This window comes from Bacillus infantis, from assembly GCF_050107595.1.
GTDB classification, from domain to species: Bacteria; Bacillota; Bacilli; order Bacillales; family Cytobacillaceae; genus Bacillus_AB; species Bacillus_AB infantis_C.
Genome location: NZ_JBNILH010000004.1, coordinates 254,342 through 274,602, shown reverse-complemented (window position 1 = coordinate 274,602; position 20,261 = coordinate 254,342). Strand labels below are relative to the sequence as shown.

Sequence of the window (20,261 nt, the reverse complement as noted above, 5' to 3'; positions counted from 1 at the left end):
AGGGCTGTTTCCATGCCCGGGCGGCCTAATTTTCGATATAAGCGGAGTGTGAATAGCATGCAGGTTAAAAATGACTCTCCAGTTTCCTCTTTTATTGCCGAACCTAAATCCCTTGATCTGAAAAAAGGGAGCGTCTTTCAGGCGGTTGTAAAGGAGCGGCTTCCTAATAATGAAGCGCTTCTGCAGGTGAAGGGACAGGATATTAAGGTGAAAGTAGATGGAGAACTCCCCAAGGGGAATAGGGTATCCGTTGAGGTCTCCAGCACAGAAGGCGCTTTGCCGACTGTAAAAGCAGCCCAGCCCGCTAATGCGGCTGCCGGGCAGGAAACACAAGCAGCGGAAGAAACAGAGGCTCTCCTCAATGCAAAAGGGGAAGCAGGCAGGGCAGTTTCATTGCTGGGGGAAAAAGGCATAGCGGTTTCAAGGCAGGAAGCCAAGGATATTGCAGCTTTTATGAATAAAAGCCAAGGATCGTTTGATCAAAAGATGGAAACCCTGGCCGCCATGGGGAGGAAGGGCCTTGAGTATACCCCTGACCAAATGAAGGCAGTTCACGAGGCACTCCACGGACCAGGAGTAAGCCGGCCCTTAGAGCAGCTTGCGGGCAGGCCAAGAGAGCGCAGGCCTGTTGACGCGAGTGTCTTTAATCATAGAGCAACCAGAGGTCAATCTGACCTGAAAGAAATGCTTAGAAGAATGAAAGCTGCAGAAGCGTCATTGCCGGATTCATTGAAAAAGCTGCTTGCACAATCGAGGCAGATCAGCCAGGCGGCAGACCAGAAGATCCTTGAGGCTGTAAAGGTGCTGCAGGATGCCAGGCTGCTGCAGACAGTCAAGGAAATGCTATCAGCCAATGCTTCAATCGCGAGCATCACTGACTATATTAAAAGCCAGTCTGATGGAGCTGTCCTTGATTCTATTGTGCTAAAGAGCTTGAATGATGGGATGAAGCTGGAGGCGATTGCCCTTCAAAATCTTAAAGCGGCAAATGCTCCTGAGAGCGGCCCTTCTATTCCAAACAGTCTGCAGACCAGCTTGAAAGCAGTCCAGAAAAATCCTGATATTCAAGAGGTATTGTCCAATATAAGAACTCAGCTTCCGGTGTCTGGTGAGCTGACAGAATCACAGATTGGACAGCTGGAAGAGGTTCTCGGAAAAGCTGGTGATCTGGCAGACAAAGGCAGGGAGCTCGCTGCCAGGCAGGAGCTGATGAAGGTGCTGGACGGGTTCACGAGGGAGAGTATTCCCGCCGCCGTGCCAAGCCAAGCAGATGAATCAGGCGAAGAAGCGCTCCAGCTAAGCGAGGAATTCATCTCTTCCCTTCCTGCTCAATCAAAGGATTTTATTGTAACCGAGATAACGAAAAAAATGTCGCAGCTGAGCATTGATTTCAAGCAGATTAAAAGGGATATCGGCAAAAATCTGCAGACGGTTGAAAAGCTGATCGACCAGTTCCAGAACCGGTCCGTTCCCCAGGCAAAGCCGCTGCTTGAAAATACAATCAAGCAGCTTGATAATGCGATTTTAAAGAGCGATGTGATGCTCTATACCGATATGTCGACCGAGAAAAAACTGCTGAAGGCAAGCACTCAGCTTGCGGAAGCAAAGAGGATGCTCGAAAAAGGTGAGGTTTCGAATGCTTCCAGGGTTGTCAGCGAAGTGAGGAATATGGTGGACAAGCTTATTTTCAAACCATCAGATGTCCGCGTCCAGCATTTTGTGTCAAAGCAGCTGCTTCAGCTCGAACAGCCTGGGCTGCAGCAGCTGGCTGCATCTTATGAAAACTCTTTGCATGCAGCGAAGGAAATGCCTTCAGGCAGACAGATTCTTGAGCATATGAGGAATCTGGGGCTGACTTATGAGTCTGACCAGGCGCAAGCCTTGGTGCAAAAGGGAAAGGCAGATGCCGATTCCACACTTAAAGGGGCTATGCTGAAGCTGATGCAGAATGAAGGAGACCATCAGATGGCACAGAAAGCGGATCAGCTCACGGCTAATCTGACAGGCCAGCAGCTTTTGAGCAAAAGCGATCCATCCGGCCTCCAGACCATGATGCTGACCATTCCATACCTCCTCCAGGACAAAGCGGAGGATGTGAAGGTGTTTATTCAATCGAAAAATAATGAAGAGCAAATAGACTGGGAGAATTGCAGCCTCTATTTTCTATTGGAAACAAAGAAGCTCGGCGATGTTGGGATCCTGTTATCAGCGGTTGACCGGACACTCTCCCTGACCATAAAAAATGATAGCCCAGCATTCAAAGAGAAGATTGAGCCATTGGCAGTCATGGCGCAGGATAAGCTGAAGGAAATCGGATACAATGTCGGAAAAATCCAATTCACCCCGTTTACTGCAGCTGATTCCGCAACGAGTGAGAAGGAAGCGGCAGCGGCCAAGACAAAGACTCCTGGCTTCTCCGAGAGAGGATATGATTTCACGATATGACCACACAATTTTTTAACCAAAAAAGACGCGCATTGGTAAATGGCCCCACAGCTGCCGTGCTCCGCTTTGATGGCCAGGAGGGTTCGGCACCCACAGTCGTTGCTCAGGGGAAAGGCCATCTTGCCATGAAAATCATGGAGCTGGCCAGGCAGAATGATGTGCATATGCAGGAGGACGCCGGCCTCCTCCAAAACCTTCTTGACGTAGATCTCGGCGGAAATATACCGCCCCAGCTTTACTCTGTCATTGCAGAAGTTTTTCTTCTGCTGGAAGAAATGGAGAAAAACTATTAAGATCCTAAGGCTCAGGCCGATAAAAACAGTGAGAATCAAAGTGCTTGCCATACAGGAGGAAAAACGGTGGAGTTTCTAACTGAGGAATATATTATGCAGAAGAATTCCCAGGAGCTGACCTCGCTTCTATATGAAGCCCTGCTCAGCAATCTGGAGAATTCCATCCAAGCTATTGAAGATAAAGACTATATGTCTGCCAATAAAATGCTGCAGAAAGTGAATGATATCCTGTACCGTCTGGGAGCCGGCCTCAATTATAATGCCGGTATCATATCGGACCAGCTGGACCATCTTTACAATTATATGGCGGACAGTGTCATAGAAGCCAACAGGCAAAAAGATATCCCGGCAATAAAGGAAATCATCGGCATCGCAGAGATGCTGGCGGGTGCCTGGAATCAGTCGATTAAGAAGAAGCCTGACCAGCTGCAAAGAAAAAGCATGGCCAGGGCCAATGCCTACGAACAAAACGTTATGGTGCTGGAAAAAGCAGACAGCACAGCTGAAAGGGGAAGTTATTAATGAGGATCAATCATAATATCCAGGCATTGAATGCCTATCGGAACCTGTCACAAACCATGAACAGCACTTCCAAAAGCCTGGAGAAGCTCTCCTCCGGCCTAAGAATCAATAAAGCAGCCGACGATGCAGCCGGTCTGGCTATCTCGGAAAAAATGCGCTCGCAGATCCGAGGCCTTGATATGGCTGAAAGGAATACTCTTGATGCTATTTCATTGGTACAGACAGCTGAAGGCGCTTTGAATGAGGTTCACAGCATCCTTCAGCGGATGAGGGAGCTTTCGGTTCAGGCGTCGAACGGGACCCTGGAGGATACCGATCGAGAGGCAGTCCAATCTGAAGTGAAACAACTTATAGATGAAGTTGATCGTATTGCGGATAAGACTCAATTTAATCAAAAGAATCTTCTTGACGGCAGCGGAGGAGCGCTTACGTTCCAAATTGGTGCAAATCAGGGAGAGACTCTAGACATTACTATTGGTGCCATGGATTCAGGTGCCTTATCAATTAACGCGGCTGATGTTAGTACTTCAGCCGGTGCACAAAATGCTATCAATTTATTTGAAACTGCTATTCAAAAAGTGTCAGCGGAACGAAGCAAGCTGGGGTCCTTCCAAAACCGCCTTGAACACACAACAACCAACCTGCAGACCGCAAATGAAAACCTTACTTCTGCTGAATCACGTATCAGAGATCTGGATATGGCTGAAGAGATGGCGAACTTTACAAGGAATAATATCCTGAACCAGGCTGGCCAGGCAATGCTTGCGCAGGCAAATCAGCTTCCGCAGGGAATTCTGCAGCTATTGAAGTAATTTTCAAGAGGAGTGAGTCAAAACGGCTTCTCCTCTTTTCTATTTGACTTAATTCTTTTACAATAAGAGTAGAATAATTCAGGTGGTGGCTAAGAACGTGGAAGTTCAAAGAGTGAATAAGACTGGTATACATGCTGTCCAGAAGAAGGAAGAAGCAGCCTCAGGATCTATCTCTTTCACGGAAGTGATGGGGAGCAAACGCCAGAATCTTGTTTATGAAAAAATGACACAGATGGTCAGGGATATAGAAGATCAGGGAAAGGTGCTGGCTGAGTCCCGGACAATCGATGATCTTAAGAAATATAAGAAGCTTGTGAAGCAGTTTATGGATGATGCAGTAAAAAATGGCCTGGAGCTTGAAGACCAGCGCGGGTTTAACCGCCGCGGAAGGACGAAGGTTTATAAGATCGTCAAGGAAGTAGATAAGAAGCTGATTGACTTGACTAATGCTGTATTAGAGAAAGAGAAAAACGGATTGAATATTCTAAGCCTTGTCGGTGAAATAAAAGGGATGCTTGTTAATATCTATACTTGATGGATATTTAGGAAAAGCTATAAATATTTTAAATATAATGTCGATAATAAGCGTAGCGGCAATTGAAAATCAGTAGAGTACTTTACTGATTTTCTTTTTTGCCTGAGCTTTGTCGGATAGAAAGGCGGAGAGGTTTTGTCAGCCCAAGCTTTAATAGAGGTACTGAAGAAACAGCTTAAGCTGCATGGAAGCCTGCTTCAGCTTGCACAGGAGAAAACCGGGATACTAAAAAAAGGTGAACTGGATGCACTAAATGAAGCAATGAAAAATGAGCAGAAGCATATAGCGGCCATTCAGCTTCTTGAAAACAAAAGGGGGCAGATTGTTGCCGGAATGATTCCAGGCAAGCAGAATGCTTCCCTGCAGGACTGTATGCCCCATCTTTCCCCAGAGGAGAGGGAGGAAGCAGAACACATCCAGCACCAGCTTGCAGGTCTCTTGTTTGAGCTGAAGTATTTAAATGAGCTGAACCAGAGTTTAATTGATCAATCGATGCAGTATGTATTTATGAACTTGGATTTACTGATGCCAAGTGATAGGGTGAATTATCAAAAAGATCCAGATGATGAAGACGCAGGGCCGAGTATATCTTTATTTGATTCTAAGGCCTGATGATATAGAGGAGGGAAAGATATGGTTTCAACTTTCCACGGGCTGGAAACGGCCAAAAGAGGGATGTTTACCCAGCAAAGCGCTTTGTTTGTAACAGGGCATAATATTGCTAATGCAAATACTCCAGGATATTCAAGGCAGAGAGTTAATTTTGTGCAAACAGATGCTTTTCCCACAGCATCCATGAACCGTGCACAGATTCCAGGCCAGCTTGGAACCGGGGTGAAGGCCGGGGCCATTGAAAGGATACGGGAGTCGTTCCTGGATGTTCAGTTCCGCGGCGAGCAGAGCAAGCTTGGCTATTGGGAGTCAAGAGCAACAGCTCTTAGTAAAATGGAGGATATCATGAACGAGCCTTCAAAAAATGGCTTATCCGCGGTAATGGGTGAGTTCTGGCAGTCTCTGCAGGATCTGTCAACATATCCTGAAAATGAGGGGACCAGGCAGGTTGTGCTTCAGCGCGGACAGGCTGTGGTGGACACCTTCCATCACCTCAATGACTCGCTGACTTCGATAAAAGATGATTTCAAAAATGAAATCGGGGTAAACCTGAAGGAAATTAATTCATTATTGAAGCAGATCGGCGATCTCAACCAGCAGATCGGCGAGGTAGAGCCTCATGGCTATCTTCCTAATGATCTGTATGATCAGCGTGACCTGCTCGTAGATCAGCTTTCCAAACATCTTACAGTCGAGGTGGAAAAGACTTCGTCTGGAGGGCAATCATTAAAGGTTGCTGAAGGGCAGTATAATATTAAGCTTGTAAAGGCTGACGGGTCCAAGGTGGATTTAGTGACTGGGTCTGATTTTAAACAGCTTGGGTTTCCTGGGGCCGATGGATTGACTTATGATGTCCCATCACCTGGAGTTAAAGAGCTTACCATATACGATTCGGAAGGCAAAACTGCTTCCGAGGCGCTAAGTTTCCTGGATGCCGCCAGCGGTGAAATCGTCTTTCCGAGCGGGAAGCTTAAAGGGCTTATAGAATCCTATGGATATATTGGTTCTAATGGCAGTGATGTTAAAGGTATTTATCCGGATGCACTTGATAATCTCGATAAAATGGCGTATTCCTTTGGAAAGATTTTCAATGAAATCCACTCAAAAGGATTTACGCTGGATGGCTCAAATGGCACTGCAGATTTCTTTACCTTTAGCTCAGGCACATATAAGGGTGCTGCCAAAGGAATCGGATTAGGCAATATGAAGCCGACTGACATTGCAGCCTCTACCAAAAAAACAACAGATGCAAACGGTGATGAAAAGGTTGATGCCGGGGATGGCAAGAATGCCCTGAATCTATCGAATATTTCCGGCATGCTGCTTTCCAGCACCAGTCAAAAACTCGAAGGATTGAATGAGACTGTTGACTTGTCTTCTCTTAGTGAAATTAAAACAGGGACGATCAATTCCTTCTATGAGGGAATGACAGGGCAGCTTGGGGTAGATGCCCTTCAGGCAAACCGCCTTACACAGAACAGCCAGATTCTGAGCGATGCAGTTGAAAAAAACAGGCAGTCTGTCAGCTCTGTATCCCTGGATGAGGAAATGACAAATTTAATTAAATTCCAGCATGCCTATAATGCAGCTGCCCGGCAGATCACCATTGTGGATGAGCTCCTTGATAAAGTGATCAATGGAATGGGCGTAGGCGGAAGATGAGGAGGGTGATTGAATAATGCGTGTAACCCAATCTATGCTTTCTAGTAATATGCTATCAAACCTGGGCAGGAGCTTTGAAAGGCTGAGCACTTACCAGGATCAAATATCCAGCCAAAAGAAAATAACAAGACCATCTGACGACCCAGTTGTAGCAATGAAGGGGATCACCTACCGCCGAAATCTGCAGGAGGTACAGCAGTTTAAAAGAAACTTTTCTGAAGCTTATAACTGGACAGACAACTCTGATGCTTCTCTTGATAAAGCGGGACAGGCCATGCAGCGTATCCGTGAACTGGTTGTCCAGGCCAGCAGCGATACCTATGATGGATCGCAAAGGGACTCGATCAGCCAGGAAATTTCCCAGCTAAAACAGCATTTAGCCGAAATTGCCAATACGAAGGTTGGCGATAAGTACATCTTTAACGGCACAAACACGCTCAATAAACCGGTAGACATAGATGCAGATCCGGCTGTTGTTTCTAACAATACGAACCCAGTTCAAATCGAACTCTCAAAAGGAGTCTATATCTCTGTAAATGTAAATCCCGCTGACGTGTTCAGCGCAGATATGTTCAAGGATATACAGGATCTGATTGATGGTCTGGAGAACCCGGCTTCAGATGGGAATGCCCTTAATTCCTTTTTAGGAAAGGTCGATTCACATTTGAGCAATATTACCAATGCCCGTTCAGATCTAGGAGCAAGGGTTAACCGGATTGAATTGATGGAAGAACGGGTCGACCAGCAGGAAATCATTTCACAGAAGGTCATGTCAGACAATGAAGACATCGACTTCGAAAAGGTCGTGACAGAGCTGCTCGCCCAGGAAAGTGCCCATCGTGCCGCTTTATCTGTCGGCTCCCGCATCATCCAGCCGACCTTAATGGACTTTTTAAGATAAAAGCTATCTATCAAGATAGCTTTTTTTAATAAGAGGTGATAGTATGCAAATTCCGCAAATCCGAATGCAGTCAACATCAGCTAAAATTGAAATTAGCAGCACACCGGCACAGCAGACAATACAGCAGCCAAAGGCCGTACAGCATATCGAGCAGCCACAGGCAGAAATGTCCATTGAAACGATTCCCGGCCAGCTGTCAATTGACCAGACAGCTGCATGGGAGTCAATGGATATTAAGCATATCTTCCGAAGAATTGAAGAAAGTGCCCAGAGAGGCTATAGTGCTGTATTAAGCGGCATGGCCAGGACTGCCTCAGAAGGCGATGAGCTCATGGCGATAGAAAATGGAGGAAGTGCCATTGCAAGCCAGGCAAGCCGCAACAGCGCTCTTATGAATTACGATTATAACATTGGCTTTGTGCCTCCTCCCTTCAGCGTAAAGATAAACTATATGCCGGGCAAGGCCTCCATCTATGCACAGGCGAAGCAGCCGATCATCCAAACGGAAGTGCAAAAACCGATAATTGACTATAGGGCCGGGGAAGTAAGAACCAATCTGAGGCAGCAGGCAAGTCTGCAAATTGATGTCATAAATACCGAAATTTAAGGAAAATTAGGTAAAGGAACGTGAATAATGAATATACAAACGAAATATCAAGGCGAAGTTGAAATTGCTGACAAGGATATTTGGACCTTTAAAAATGGAATTCCCGGCTTTCAGGATGAACACCAGTTTGTCATCCTGCCTTTGCCGGAAAACGATATCTACGCTGTTTTCCAATCTGTCAAAACAGCAGGACTGGGCTTTATCATCGCCAACCCATTCTTCTTTTTCAAGGAATACAGCTTTGACCTGGATGAAGCAGCAATTGAGCAGCTGGGGCTGGAAAATGAAGCAGATACAATGGTGTACTCAATCCTGACCATCCAGGAACCATTTGAGAAAACAACCGCCAACCTACAGGCGCCGCTGGTATTCAACAAAAAGAATAACCAGGGTAAGCAGCTGATCCTGAATGATGGCAGCTACACAACCAAGCACAGAATCCTTCCGCAAAAAACGGAAAAGAGGTGAACCCATGCTAGTCCTGACCAGAAAAACAGGCGAAGCCATACAAATCGGTGATGAAATTGAACTGACCGTCCTTTCTATAAAAGGCGACCAAATTAAAATCGGCATCAATGCCCCAAAGAATATAGATATTCACCGGAAGGAAGTCTACCTGGACATAAAAGGGGAGAATGAGAGTGCCTCAAAAGCGATCAATCTGGCATCCATTTCCTTCCCGAAAAACAGCTGAAACAAAATATATCATTTTTATATAAATTTCTTTAAAAAATACTAAATAAATGAATCAATGGGCCGATATTATTAATGTAGCAGGGAAACAGGGCGGCCGACCTGATAACCCTGTAATAACAAATGGTTCACATGGACGTGAACTCGACATTCAAGGAGGAAAAACAAAATGAGAATTAATCATAATATTGCTGCTCTTAATACACACCGTCAATTGTCCAGTGCTACTAACGCACAAGCAAAATCTATGGAGAAGCTTTCTTCAGGTCTTCGCATCAACCGTGCGGGCGATGATGCAGCTGGTCTTGCAATCTCTGAAAAAATGCGTGGACAGATTCGCGGTTTAGATCAAGCGTCTCGTAATGCTCAAGATGGTATCTCTTTAATTCAAACTGCTGAAGGCGCATTGAATGAAACTCACTCAATCTTACAGCGTATGCGTGAGCTTTCTGTTCAATCTGCTAACGATACAAATACAACAACTGACCGTGGAGAATTACAAAAGGAATTCAACCAATTATCAAAAGAAGTAACACGTATCTCTGCAACAACTGAATTTAACACTCAGAAATTACTTGATGGTTCAGATGCTGACGGTAAAGTATTCCAAATTGGAGCTAATGCAGGACAAAGCTTAACTCTTACTATTGGTAAGATGGATGCGACTACTCTTGCTATCGGAACTGGAACTGATGAGTCAGATACAACTGGAATTGATATCTCAACTCAAACAGGTGCAGACGCTGCTATTACTCTAGTTAATTCTGCCATTGAAACTGTTTCTGCTGAGCGTTCTAAGCTTGGTGCATATCAAAACCGCCTAGAGCACACTATCAACAACCTTGGTACATCTTCTGAAAACCTGACTGCCGCTGAGTCTCGTATCCGTGACGTTGACATGGCTAAAGAGATGATGGAATCTACTAAAAATGGTATCCTTTCTCAAGCAGCTCAAGCTATGCTGGCTCAAGCTAACCAGCAGCCACAAGGCGTACTTCAATTACTTCGTTAATTGATCGTTCTATAAATTAGCTAAAAAGACCTTGTTATTCAAGGTCTTTTTAGTTTTAAAGTAACTAGCCCACATTAACCTCTTCTTTCGAAAACTTCCATGGTATGAATTGGCTTCAATTCTCTAAACAATCCCTTAAATTAACCGATAACATTAAAGAATATATAAACGGAGGACTCTTATGATCAATCAATTGTCTAATAGTCCTTTGACCAATCAAATGATAAAGGAAAAAGAATACACAACAAGAGCAAGTGAGGTTAAGCCTTCCCAACAACAGAACCCTCAGCTGATTCAGTCAAAGGAGAATATTGAAAAGGTTGTCACTAGCATTAATGACTTTTTAAAGCCTGCAAATTCTCATTTAAAGTTTGAGTTTCATGAGGACTTAAAAGAGTATTACGTTACAATCGTGGATGATAATACAAAAGAAGTGATAAAGGAAATCCCTTCAAAGAAGCTGCTGGATATGTACTCAGCAATGAAAGAATATTTAGGTTTATTAGTAGATAAAAAGATATAGAGGTGATGTAGACGTGCGTATAGGCGGACTGGCAAGTGGAATGGATATTGATTCCTTAGTTAAGGATCTTATGAAGGTAGAAAGAACCCCGCTCAACAAGCTTCTTCAGAAAAAGCAGACTTTGGAATGGCAGCGTGACGACTATCGTTCAATGAATACTCTTTTATTGGATTTTCGTTCTGAGCTTACGCAAATGAAATTAACTTCAAAATACCGGGCAAGAGCAACGACTTCGACGGATGAGTCAAAGCTGACAGCAACTGCTACTGGTGCAGCTTCTCAATCCTCTGTATCTGTCTCAAAGGTTACACAGCTGGCTTCCTCAGAGAGGATGTTGAATGGAGAAAAAGTGAGCCTTGATCCAAGTAAAGGTCTTTATGGGCAGACCAGTTCAGAGGCCATGTGGAAGCAAGGTGCAGTTGAGTCAAAAACACTGACAGCAGATGGTACGGCAAACCCGGTTTCAATGGGAATAACGGATGTTAATTTAATTGATACCGCCTCCTGGAGTGTCAGTGTAAATGGGAAAGGCTATAAGGTAGTATCTTCTGAGGCCGACTTAAATGATTCCACTGTATTAGTAGACGCAAGCGGAAACCTGAAATTCAGTTCTGTTTTGGCGAAAGACAGCCAAGTTAAAGTGGAATATATAGCTGAAACAAAGACAGAATCTTTAAAGCTAAATTTTAATACCTCTACTCTTCAGCTTTCCCGCGGGTCAATCAACGAAGTAACCGGGCAGCAAATCAAGCTGACCAGGACTGTTAAAGAGGGGGAAATATCAACTCCACAAGCAGATGTTATGTTTAGCTTAAATGCTAACGGTGAAATCCTTGATACTGATGGATCGACCGTTTTGGGTAAGCTGGATAAAGAAAGCGGCAAAATAACCTTTGATAATGCTAAAATGACTGAAAAAGGATATCTTCCCCCAGAGAAGCCTGAGGAAGGAAAAGAATATACTTACAAAATAGAGCTCACCTATGATCAAAACTACACCAATTTCTCTGTTGATACGGTTACCTCTAAAGGAAATGTCCATCGGAATTTCCTGGTACAGGGAAATGAAACGATCAGTTCGGTTTCCAGTAAGGTGAATGCTTCTAATGCAGGGGTCTCAATGTTTTATGACAGCTTCTCAGGACAAATGTCACTGACAAGGACCGAAACGGGCAAGTTCAATACAGAAGCGGATGCCTCCGGTAATCTTCTGGCTGATATTAGTACAAGTGGAGACCTGATAAATAACATCTTTAAATTTGGAACTGGTACAATCACTGAGGGTGCCAATGCAAAATTTGAAATAAACGGCATTACCACAGAACGCAGTTCCAATACCTTTACGATGGAAGGCGTGACCTTTACCCTTAAACAAACCTTTGGAGCTCCAGGCACCACCGATCCAACCGCAAGTCCTGTGAGTATCAATGTAAATAATAGTTCAACCGAGGTTTTTGATAATATCGTTCAATTCGTTAACAAATACAATGAGATGATCGATACAATCAACAAGAAGATGGGTGAAACCCGATATCGCGACTATAAGCCCCTTTCTGATGAAGAACGTGAGGCGATGAGTGATAAGCAGCAGGAAATGTGGGATGAGAAGGCCAAAAGTGGACTCCTTCGACGTGATCCAATTCTTAGCAGTGCTTTATCCGAAATGCGGATGGATTTTTACCAGTCTGTTTCCAATGATAAAGTTAATCCGTTGTATAACCAGCTGTCTGAACTAGGGATAGAAACCAGCTCTAATTATTTGGAAGGCGGCAAGCTGATCATTAATGAAACAAAATTGAAGGCTGCTATTGAAAATGATCCTGAATCTGTTGAAAACTTCTTTCGTGGAGACGGAGCTACAGAAGGACAAAAAGGTGTTATTAACCGTTTATATGATACAGCTACTAACATTATGGACAAGATTAAGGAAAAGGCTGGTAACAGCTTTTCAACCAGCAGGCAGTATTCTATCGGCCGTGACTTAGCCGACATCGGCGACCGTGTCACCCGTTTCGAGGACAGACTTAAGCAGGTGGAAGACCGCTATTGGTCCCAGTTCACTGCCATGGAAAAAGCGATTCAGCGGGCCAATGAACAGTCAGCTTACCTGATGCAGCAGTTCAGCATGTAATAAAACGAAAAAGGAGAGTCAAGATGGCGATTACGAACCCTTATGCAGCATATAAATCGAACTCAGTCAACACGGCTTCGCCAGGCGAATTGACCTTAATGCTCTATAATGGATGCCTTAAATTCATCCATCAGGCAAAAATGGATATTGAAAATAGAAATATTACCGGCAAAAATACGAACCTGCTAAAAGCACAAAATATAGTAAACGAGCTTATGGTGACTTTGAATATGGAATTGGAAATCTCCCAAAGCCTGATGCCGCTTTACGATTATCTGAAAAGACGGCTGGTGGAAGCGAACCTCAAAAACGATACCGAAATCCTTGATGAAGTAGAGGGGTTTGTCACTGAGTTCCGTGATACATGGAAGCAGGTTATCCAAGAGAACCGCCAAAACACATTTACAGAAAGTGGCCGGGTTTAATGGGAGCTGTTGCTCTATGCTATGATGCTACAGAAAAGCTTTTCCAGGTTTGTCAGCAATCGTTTGAGGAATCAGGAAGAAACAGCGTTATAAAAGAAATTGAAGCTTTGCTGTCCGAAAGAGATTCTTTGCTCCAAAATATTAAGCCTCCTTTTTCCAGTGAAGAGCTGGTGATGGGAAAGCAAATCAATGAATGGAATCAAACCATTGATAAACGCCTAGAAATTCTGTTTTCTCTGGTAAAGGCTGATATTCAGCAGACACAGAAAAAGAAGACTAATATGGTTAAGTATTCGAACCCATATGAAGGCCATCAGCTGGACGGGGTTTTCTACGATAAGCGGAATTAGCCATAAGGAAAGGAGGAACCAATTGGTTCCTCCTATTTTAATAGCTCCAGTGCCTCGCGTGTCCCCTGGTTTACATTGGAAACCAGCAGCTGGTCGGCATTTTTTCGGATATTCAGGCTTACAAAATCAAGCATTTTTTCTGCCATATTGGCATCCTTCAGCATTGAGTAAGAAGTGGTAATGTTCGCTTCAAACAGCGAAGCATTTCTCAAGTGATGCTCTACTGTTTCATAATCGGAGCCTACCTTCGTCAGATAGCCTGTTACTTTTGTGATGGCGCCGTCCAATTTTGTGATAAGATCTTCAGCATTTTCCCGCAAAATCATCGAGGTACCATCCAGACCTAGCTCTGAAGTCCTCACATTTACGAGATCTACTTTAATCTGCTGTCCGGAATTGGATCCGACCATTATTACAAGCGGTGCATTCTCGCCCAGAATTTTTTTCGTGTTGAATTCCAGCTTTTCCGCAGTGTCATTGATCCCTTGAAGCAATTCATTATACTCTGTCTGCGCTGCTTCTCTATCTGCAAATGTCAGCGTATCATTGGAAGCCATGACAGTTAGCTCCCTTGCCCGCTGAAGAAGGGAGTTGACGTGGTTGAGGCCTTCATTCTCTGCCTGGAGAACAGAAAGGCCATCCTGCATATTCCTCTGTGCCTGTGAAAGCCCTCTAATCTGCGCTCTCATCGTTTCCGAGATGGCAAGGCCGGTCGGATTGTCGCTCGCCTTTTTGATTTCCATACCGGATGCAAGCTTCTCAATCGTTTTATCCATCTTTGTGTTGTTTTTCTGGTAACGGGTTACCGAAAAAGACACCATTGCCTGATTTTGAATTTTCATCTAATCCCCCCTTTGTGTAAAAATAACTACTCTCTTATTATCGGATATATTTAACATTTATTCAGTGTGTTATTAAGAACGGTTACATAATGCCGATATAAAATAGGGGTTTGCTTATATGGACTATAACCAAGTGATTGAAATATATAAAAATAATCAGCTGCAGACAGCGCCAGCGAAAGAGCTGGTCAGATTCCTGCTTGAGGCCGGCATTGCCTGTATCCAAAAGGCAGCTGCCGAAATCCAGAGCGGGAATATCGCAGAAAGAAATGAGAGCCTGAAAAAAGCACAGCTGATCGTCTCGGAGCTTAGTCTGTGTGTGAATGGCGAGGCAGATGGCGGAAGCGAGACTGCTGCAGTATTGGATTTTATATACAGGCAGCTGATTATGGCAAACATTGATGCAGAGCTTCAGCCTTTACAGGAAGCAGAAGAGTATTTAAGAGAAATATTGAGGGTATGGCAGGAGTCACTGGACCGCATTAGATAAGACAGCAAGAACAGCAGAGAGGTTAGGTGTTTAAGATGATCATTAAAGGCGGGAATCTGTCTCTTAACCTGAACAACCGCATCAAGAAGAACCAAAGCAAGCTGGGAAAAACAATGGAAAAGCTGGCTTCCGGCCAGAGGATCAGGACCGCGGCAAATGACGCTGCCGGTCTTGCAATCAGCCAAAAGCTCCACGCGCTTGCCCGCGGGAGCGGCCAGGCGATCCGCAATGTCCAGGATGCGGGTTCCATGGTACAGGTCGCAGATGGAGCCATGCAGGAGATGACGAAGATCATCCACCGCATCAGGGAACTCACCGTACAATCCATGAATGGAACGAATACATCAGTTGAACAAGGCAATTATGTGCCGATGAACCAGGCGGACACATTGATCATACAGAATGAAATTGATGAATTGAAAAAAGAGCTGAATCATGTTGTGCATGATACAGAGTTTAATACCATCAAGCTTCTGACAAATGAAAAGCCGGGTCAATATATATATGAAAATCGATCTGCCATGAAGACGATTAATCTGATGTCCAAATATCAAGGGCCTGCAGTTGATGTAAATTCCAGCAGGGTATTGGGAAATTCGCTTGGCCCTGTATCAGTATCAAATAATTATAATAGGACTGAAGAATTTGAATCACTGCCAGACCTTAATCCTCCTAAATCTTATATTGGAACAACAGTAAGGGACTACAATCCCCAATGGTCAAGTGACGGGCAGACGGTGATTTTTACATCAAGCCGGGATAATGGACAGTATGCTGTAAGTGCGATGGGAGGGGCAGATCCTGTTTCAGCAGGAGGAGCGGAGTCGGCTCTCCCTCAGCAAACTTCTTCTAAAGATGGACTGATGCGGCTGCGTTATGATGGGACTTACTTGAACCTGGAAAGACGAAGCAGTACAGGAACAAGCTATTGGTCACTTGTCAGGGCTTTTTCCGATGGCAGCTCTGACTTCAGCTTTTCCCCAATAGCAGATGCTTCAGGAAACACTTCCTTCGCCTATTCAGATAGCCTCGGAAACATTAAGCGGGTTGATGTTAACACAGCGGGATCTGTCTCCAATTACGGGGTCAATCTAATTACAACCGGGGATACGCTGAATATCCCGCCGCAGAATAATACAATTACAATGCCGGATAGTCCGGATTTATATCGGATGAATACAAGCACCGCTTCATTGAAGGTGTATAAGGCGACGGACAGCACCTCAAGAGAACTCACCTATTGGGACGGACAGGGGGATCCGCCTGCAGGAGGGTATTATCAAGTTTCGGGCAGCAGCATTACCTTTTATGGTGATGCAATTATTGGAAATGAGGCAGGAGATGATGCGCAGGATTATTACTCTTTTTCCTATGTTTCTGATTCAAGCCCTAACAATATTCATACAGTATCCCTTTCTTCTTATGCAGAGGTGTATAACATGCACGGAGAAAGCGGGCCGCGGTCATTGGATATTAAAGTCGGCGGTGTGTCAGTTGACCGTTCGCAGCTACTATCATCGCGGCCATCTGATGTTGAGGGCACGACAGGTGTATATGTAGATGCGGCTTCAGGCAAGGTTGAATTTTATGGGGATTTGCGTCCCTCGTACAATCAGTCTGTCAGTATTGAGCATTTCAGTGACTCTGACGGTCGGAATCAAATCTACTCGCTATCCATTACAAACAGTGCTGACACTTATAATCTGGAAAACAGCGATCTGTCTGCAGAACGATCTCTGCGTGTTTATGTAGGCGGCAATGAAGTTAAATACGATGCAAGCAAAACGAACGGCTACACCTATGATTCATCCACCGGAAAAATCAGCATCTATGGAGATTCAAGGCCGGATGTACCTTCGGGCCAAGAAGTTAAAGTGCAGTACATTTACGACACATCGAACACAACGAAGGACGTTTATGGAATCCCGCTTGGCTACAGATACCCGGAACTGTATAATCTCGAAACAGGAAGTTCACCAAGCTCATTAAAAGTCCTGCGGAACGGATCAGAGACTATTGAGTATTCCGCCGAAAACGGCTATCAATACAATAAGGCTACAAATACGATTGAGCTTTATGGTACAAGCCGCCCCAATATTGGTGATACGTACTCTGTTTATATGGTGGCGGCCTCCGGAGGCCCTTCCTATCAGGATGAAAAAGTAGAGGTGAAGCTATCCTATCCCCCGGAAACCTATGGGGCGGATCCCGCTTCCGTTTCTTCAGCCTTTAAAGTAATGGTCGATGGAACTGAGGTGCAATATGATGCAGCAAAGACAAATGGCTATTTTTACAATAAACAGACGAATAACATCGAACTATATGGCGATTCAAGGCCGGCTGCCGGCCTGAGTACAGATGTAGATGTTTATTATGTCTATGAAAGTGCCGCTGTTCCAAAAGAGAACGGAAGCTATGATTTCAGGCTGAGCACTGATACGCAGAGCTACGGGATTGAAGGGAATGCAGTACCAAAGGCAATTCGAGTCTATCATAATGGAAGTGAAGTGCCCTATGATGAGAATGATGGATACACCTATGATCCAGATACCGGGATGCTGTCGCTGCACGGAGAGTACCGCCCTGACAAGGAAGGTATCGATGGGGCATATAAGATATATTCCATCACATCAGGTGATTTAAAAACAACTGTGCCGCAAAATTCCTATATCTATAAAGTGACTCTTGAAGGGGAAGAAGTCAGCGAGGCTTCGGGACCTGATGGGGACGGATACTTACACACCGGCAATCAAATTGAGATTATCGGGTCTGCCCGTCCGGATGTTACGAATACGATGGGCTATGTAAATATGAGAGTAGAGTACTTTGATGCACTGGATATTGGGCTGGATTCCAGCTCACCCAATGACTTTTTCAATGCCTACTGCGAGCATGAAGCCGGAAGCGGGCTGCTTGGGGCAGAGATCGATCCGGAAAATCTCGCCGTTTACCTGGATGGCCAGGCGCTATCTGCTGATCAATTCAGCCTGGAGAGCAGCCGGGTTGTTTTAAAGGCTGATATGATCACTTTAGGGACTGGCAGTCATAGCCTGAAGGTGGATTACCGGGTGAGGCATCCGGAGGAATACAGCCCGAACAGCTTTACCTTCCAGGTAGGGGCGAATGCAGGAGATACCTATAATGTGAAAATCGAGTCCTTTGATAACATGCTTAAGGATACGAACATCATTTGTGTCAGGAATTACGAAGATGCCGAAAAAGGGCTTCAGCTTATCGATAAATCTCTGAACTTTATTTTAAAAGAGCTCGGCAATGCAGGGGCTGTTGAAAACAGGCTAGAGCATATATCAGCCAATTTGTCTTCCATTGAGGAAAATACTATTTCAGCATTGAGCAGAATCCAGGATGCCGATATGGCGAAGGAGGCAATGAATCTGGTCCGCTATCAGATTCTCGCACAGTCGCAGCAGGCGATGGCCGCTCAAATCAATAAATCAGGCGAAGAGGTTTTGGCGTTATTAAAATAATAGAAACCGCAGGTGAAAGAATATGCGCATCCATACAAATGCAGGAGCAAACCAGATTCTTGGCAGAATGAAAGAAAAAAGCCCGGTAATCAGTAAGCATATGAACCGCTTAGCCAGCGGATTGAGGATTAATGGTGCCTCAGATGATGCTGCCGGTCTCGCCATTTCTGAAAAAATGAGGGCACAGCTCCGCGGGCTTGATCAGGCCTCCAGGAACATCCAGGATGGCATCTCTCTGATCCAGACAGCGGAGGGTGCTTTAAATGAAGTTCATTCCCTTCTTCAAAGGGGAAGGGAACTTTCCGTCCAGGCGGCGAATGATACAAATACGCCGGAGGATAAAGAGCAGCTTCAGCTTGAAGTGGAGAACATCATTGAAGAAATAAGTGGGATTTCTGAGCGTACAGAGTTCAATACCATTAAGGTGCTAAGAGGCAAGGGCATAGCAGCACCGCCGCCGTCTGGAGGAGGTGGTGGTGCTACTACCCCTGCAGGTGATGCTTTTTATGCTGACGCAGCAGAGATGAGTGCCGCGCTGAACGATTATATGCTGAACACACCTGTACAGATGATTTCCAACTTTTACGGAATATCGGCCAAACCGGGAACAGAGCTTGACATCATTTATGAATACGATGCGCCTGGAGGGACGGTTGCCTATGTTTCTTCGATGGTCAATACAGCTACAGGGGCAGCATCCGGCTTCCAGCTGGTGCTTGATGAAGCGGATTTCTTTAATGAGGACGGCCTCTGGATTTCAAAGGACCGCATAGTAGCCCACGAGATGGTCCATGCGGTTATGGGTGCGTCCGGGATGAATATGCTTGATTCAGCCATGCCCAAGTGGTTCAAGGAAGGCGCGGCGGAGTATTTGCCTGGTGCTGATGAGCGCCTGGAGACCAGTGTCGCAATTCTTGGCAGCTCTCAGAGGGTTGTGGATTATATTACTGGGCCCTACAGTTCATCTGACTTCTATTCAGCCTCATATGCTGCAGTGAAATATCTGGATGAGCAGCTGCAGACAAAGTCAGGAGGCACACAGAGCATTAAAGATTTAATGATGATCCTTGCCGACGGCAATTTGAAATCAGTTGACACTGCCTTAAAGGAACTGAAGGATGGCAGCGGTACGAGCTTGTATAGCGGCGGCCTCACAGCTTTTATGAACGACTTTAAAGCAATTGGGGCAAGTTATATTGATACGCTGCTCAGCAGAGGGGACGCAGATGGAGTTGGAAGCATCACGGGCAGTGCCGATGATCTTTCCGTTGTTTCGGATGCCTCCAATCCGGTGCCGGCTAATTTTGATTTCTCCCTTAACTGGTCTTCGAGCACCGGCTATACACCATCAGCAGACCCGATGATTTCCATATGGGCGAATTCATTCGAGGATACGGGAATTTTGAAGCTGCAGATTGGCGCAAATGCCGGTCAGACCATGGATTTGAATCTGAGCCTTGTTGACAGCACCTCTCTTGGCATATACAGCGCAGCCCTGGTCCAGAATGCTGATGCAGCCATCTCGCTTTTTGACAGTGCCATCACTGCTGTTTCTGGTGAGCGTTCACGTCTTGGAGCCTATCAAAACCGGCTGGAAAGCGCCTTGAAGGTGACGGAAAATACCCTTGAAAACACACAGTCGGCAGAGTCAAGAATAAGAGATGTGGATATGGCAAAGGAGATGGCGGCTCTGACAAAAGAAAATATTCTCGCCCAGGCTGCCCAATCGATGCTCGCCCAGGCCAATCAGCAGCCGCAGGCCATTCTTCAGCTTCTGAGATAGCTTTTTTCAAACCGACATTCTTTCGACAAATATTCTCAAAATATCTCAACGTTTTTGCAGGACTTTTCTGGGGTACAGTAGAATTATATTTACATAGTCTTAATAATATTTTAAGACTAGGCTTTTTCAGGAAGC

20 protein-coding genes and 1 pseudogene are annotated in these 20,261 nt (G+C 45.1%); 20 read left to right on the top strand and 1 reads right to left on the bottom strand.

From position 1 onward, the window contains the following. Positions 1-57 precede the first annotated feature (57 nt). The 17 genes and pseudogenes from ACQCVH_RS10680 (at position 58) to fliT (ending at position 13,523) form a co-directional block, all read left to right on the top strand. Positions 58-2,445, top strand: a complete 2,388-nt coding sequence (locus ACQCVH_RS10680) for a hypothetical protein (RefSeq protein WP_426835641.1) — start codon at positions 58-60, stop codon at positions 2,443-2,445. Further along, entirely contained in the window at positions 2,442-2,738 is a 297-nt protein-coding gene (locus tag ACQCVH_RS10675; RefSeq protein ID WP_094768466.1) for an EscU/YscU/HrcU family type III secretion system export apparatus switch protein, read from the top strand. The genes ACQCVH_RS10680 and ACQCVH_RS10675 overlap by 4 nt, the downstream gene beginning before the upstream one ends. Positions 2,739-2,804: 66 nt before the next feature. Continuing rightward, positions 2,805-3,260 carry a flagellar export chaperone FliS gene (gene fliS, locus ACQCVH_RS10670; protein ID WP_332274290.1) on the top strand — a complete coding sequence of 152 codons (456 nt, stop codon included), beginning with the start codon at positions 2,805-2,807 and terminating at the stop codon, positions 3,258-3,260. Then, positions 3,260-4,072, top strand: coding sequence for a flagellin N-terminal helical domain-containing protein (locus ACQCVH_RS10665; protein ID WP_332274289.1), 813 nt, complete (start codon positions 3,260-3,262; stop codon positions 4,070-4,072). Before fliS (ACQCVH_RS10670) ends, ACQCVH_RS10665 begins: the two co-directional genes overlap by 1 nt. A gap of 97 nt (positions 4,073-4,169) precedes the next feature. Continuing rightward, a complete protein-coding gene (locus ACQCVH_RS10660) occupies positions 4,170-4,607 on the top strand; it encodes a YaaR family protein (RefSeq protein WP_426835640.1) in 438 nt (145 codons plus the stop codon). A 135-nt stretch (positions 4,608-4,742) separates the two neighbouring features. Beyond that, complete coding sequence (locus ACQCVH_RS10655) at positions 4,743-5,219, top strand: flagellar protein FlgN (protein WP_426835639.1); 477 nt, start codon at positions 4,743-4,745, stop codon at positions 5,217-5,219. 21 nt (positions 5,220-5,240) lie between these two features. After that, positions 5,241-6,881, top strand: a complete 1,641-nt coding sequence (gene flgK / locus ACQCVH_RS10650; RefSeq protein WP_426835638.1) for a flagellar hook-associated protein FlgK — start codon at positions 5,241-5,243, stop codon at positions 6,879-6,881. A gap of 16 nt (positions 6,882-6,897) precedes the next feature. After that, positions 6,898-7,782, top strand: a complete 885-nt coding sequence (gene flgL, locus ACQCVH_RS10645) for a flagellar hook-associated protein FlgL (RefSeq protein ID WP_426835637.1) — start codon at positions 6,898-6,900, stop codon at positions 7,780-7,782. A 43-nt stretch (positions 7,783-7,825) separates the two neighbouring features. Beyond that, a complete protein-coding gene (locus ACQCVH_RS10640) occupies positions 7,826-8,389 on the top strand; it encodes a DUF6470 family protein (RefSeq protein WP_248137839.1) in 564 nt (187 codons plus the stop codon). Positions 8,390-8,416: 27 nt separating this feature from the next. Next, a complete protein-coding gene (gene fliW, locus ACQCVH_RS10635) occupies positions 8,417-8,857 on the top strand; it encodes a flagellar assembly protein FliW (protein ID WP_426835636.1) in 441 nt (146 codons plus the stop codon). Positions 8,858-8,861: 4 nt separating this feature from the next. Then, positions 8,862-9,083 (top strand): carbon storage regulator CsrA, encoded by a 222-nt coding sequence (gene csrA / locus ACQCVH_RS10630; RefSeq protein WP_426835635.1) that lies wholly within the window; start codon positions 8,862-8,864, stop codon positions 9,081-9,083. Between the two features lie 168 nt (positions 9,084-9,251). Then, complete coding sequence (gene hag / locus ACQCVH_RS10625; RefSeq protein WP_426835634.1) at positions 9,252-10,094, top strand: flagellin Hag; 843 nt, start codon at positions 9,252-9,254, stop codon at positions 10,092-10,094. Positions 10,095-10,275: 181 nt separating this feature from the next. Beyond that, positions 10,276-10,617 carry a flagellar protein FlaG gene (flaG, locus tag ACQCVH_RS10620; RefSeq protein ID WP_426835633.1) on the top strand — a complete coding sequence of 114 codons (342 nt, stop codon included), beginning with the start codon at positions 10,276-10,278 and terminating at the stop codon, positions 10,615-10,617. A gap of 40 nt (positions 10,618-10,657) precedes the next feature. Further along, a pseudogene (locus ACQCVH_RS10615) lies at positions 10,658-10,930 on the top strand (flagellar cap protein FliD N-terminal domain-containing protein); the annotation flags it as partial. A gap of 18 nt (positions 10,931-10,948) precedes the next feature. Beyond that, the gene (fliD, locus tag ACQCVH_RS10610) at positions 10,949-12,748 is read left to right on the top strand and encodes a flagellar filament capping protein FliD (RefSeq protein ID WP_426835831.1); all 1,800 of its coding nucleotides are present in this window, start codon (positions 10,949-10,951) and stop codon (positions 12,746-12,748) included. A 23-nt stretch (positions 12,749-12,771) separates the two neighbouring features. Next, complete coding sequence (gene fliS, locus ACQCVH_RS10605; RefSeq protein ID WP_426835632.1) at positions 12,772-13,173, top strand: flagellar export chaperone FliS; 402 nt, start codon at positions 12,772-12,774, stop codon at positions 13,171-13,173. After that, complete coding sequence (gene fliT, locus ACQCVH_RS10600; RefSeq protein WP_426835631.1) at positions 13,173-13,523, top strand: flagellar protein FliT; 351 nt, start codon at positions 13,173-13,175, stop codon at positions 13,521-13,523. Before fliS (ACQCVH_RS10605) ends, fliT begins: the two co-directional genes overlap by 1 nt. Positions 13,524-13,555: 32 nt before the next feature. Here fliT and ACQCVH_RS10595 read toward each other — a convergent pair whose 3' ends face one another. Next, positions 13,556-14,365 (bottom strand): flagellin, encoded by an 810-nt coding sequence (locus tag ACQCVH_RS10595; protein ID WP_426835630.1) that lies wholly within the window; start codon positions 14,363-14,365, stop codon positions 13,556-13,558. A 118-nt stretch (positions 14,366-14,483) separates the two neighbouring features. Between ACQCVH_RS10595 and fliS (ACQCVH_RS10590) the strand changes: the two genes are divergently transcribed. From fliS (ACQCVH_RS10590) to ACQCVH_RS10580, 3 genes are read left to right on the top strand one after another with little or no spacing between them, the layout of a single operon-like run. Next, positions 14,484-14,855, top strand: a complete 372-nt coding sequence (fliS, locus tag ACQCVH_RS10590; protein ID WP_332273861.1) for a flagellar export chaperone FliS — start codon at positions 14,484-14,486, stop codon at positions 14,853-14,855. 35 nt (positions 14,856-14,890) lie between these two features. Next, complete coding sequence (locus tag ACQCVH_RS10585) at positions 14,891-18,343, top strand: flagellin N-terminal helical domain-containing protein (RefSeq protein ID WP_426835830.1); 3,453 nt, start codon at positions 14,891-14,893, stop codon at positions 18,341-18,343. Positions 18,344-18,365: 22 nt separating this feature from the next. After that, the gene (locus ACQCVH_RS10580; RefSeq protein ID WP_426835629.1) at positions 18,366-20,126 is read left to right on the top strand and encodes a flagellinolysin; all 1,761 of its coding nucleotides are present in this window, start codon (positions 18,366-18,368) and stop codon (positions 20,124-20,126) included. The last annotated feature ends 135 nt before the right edge of the window (positions 20,127-20,261 follow it).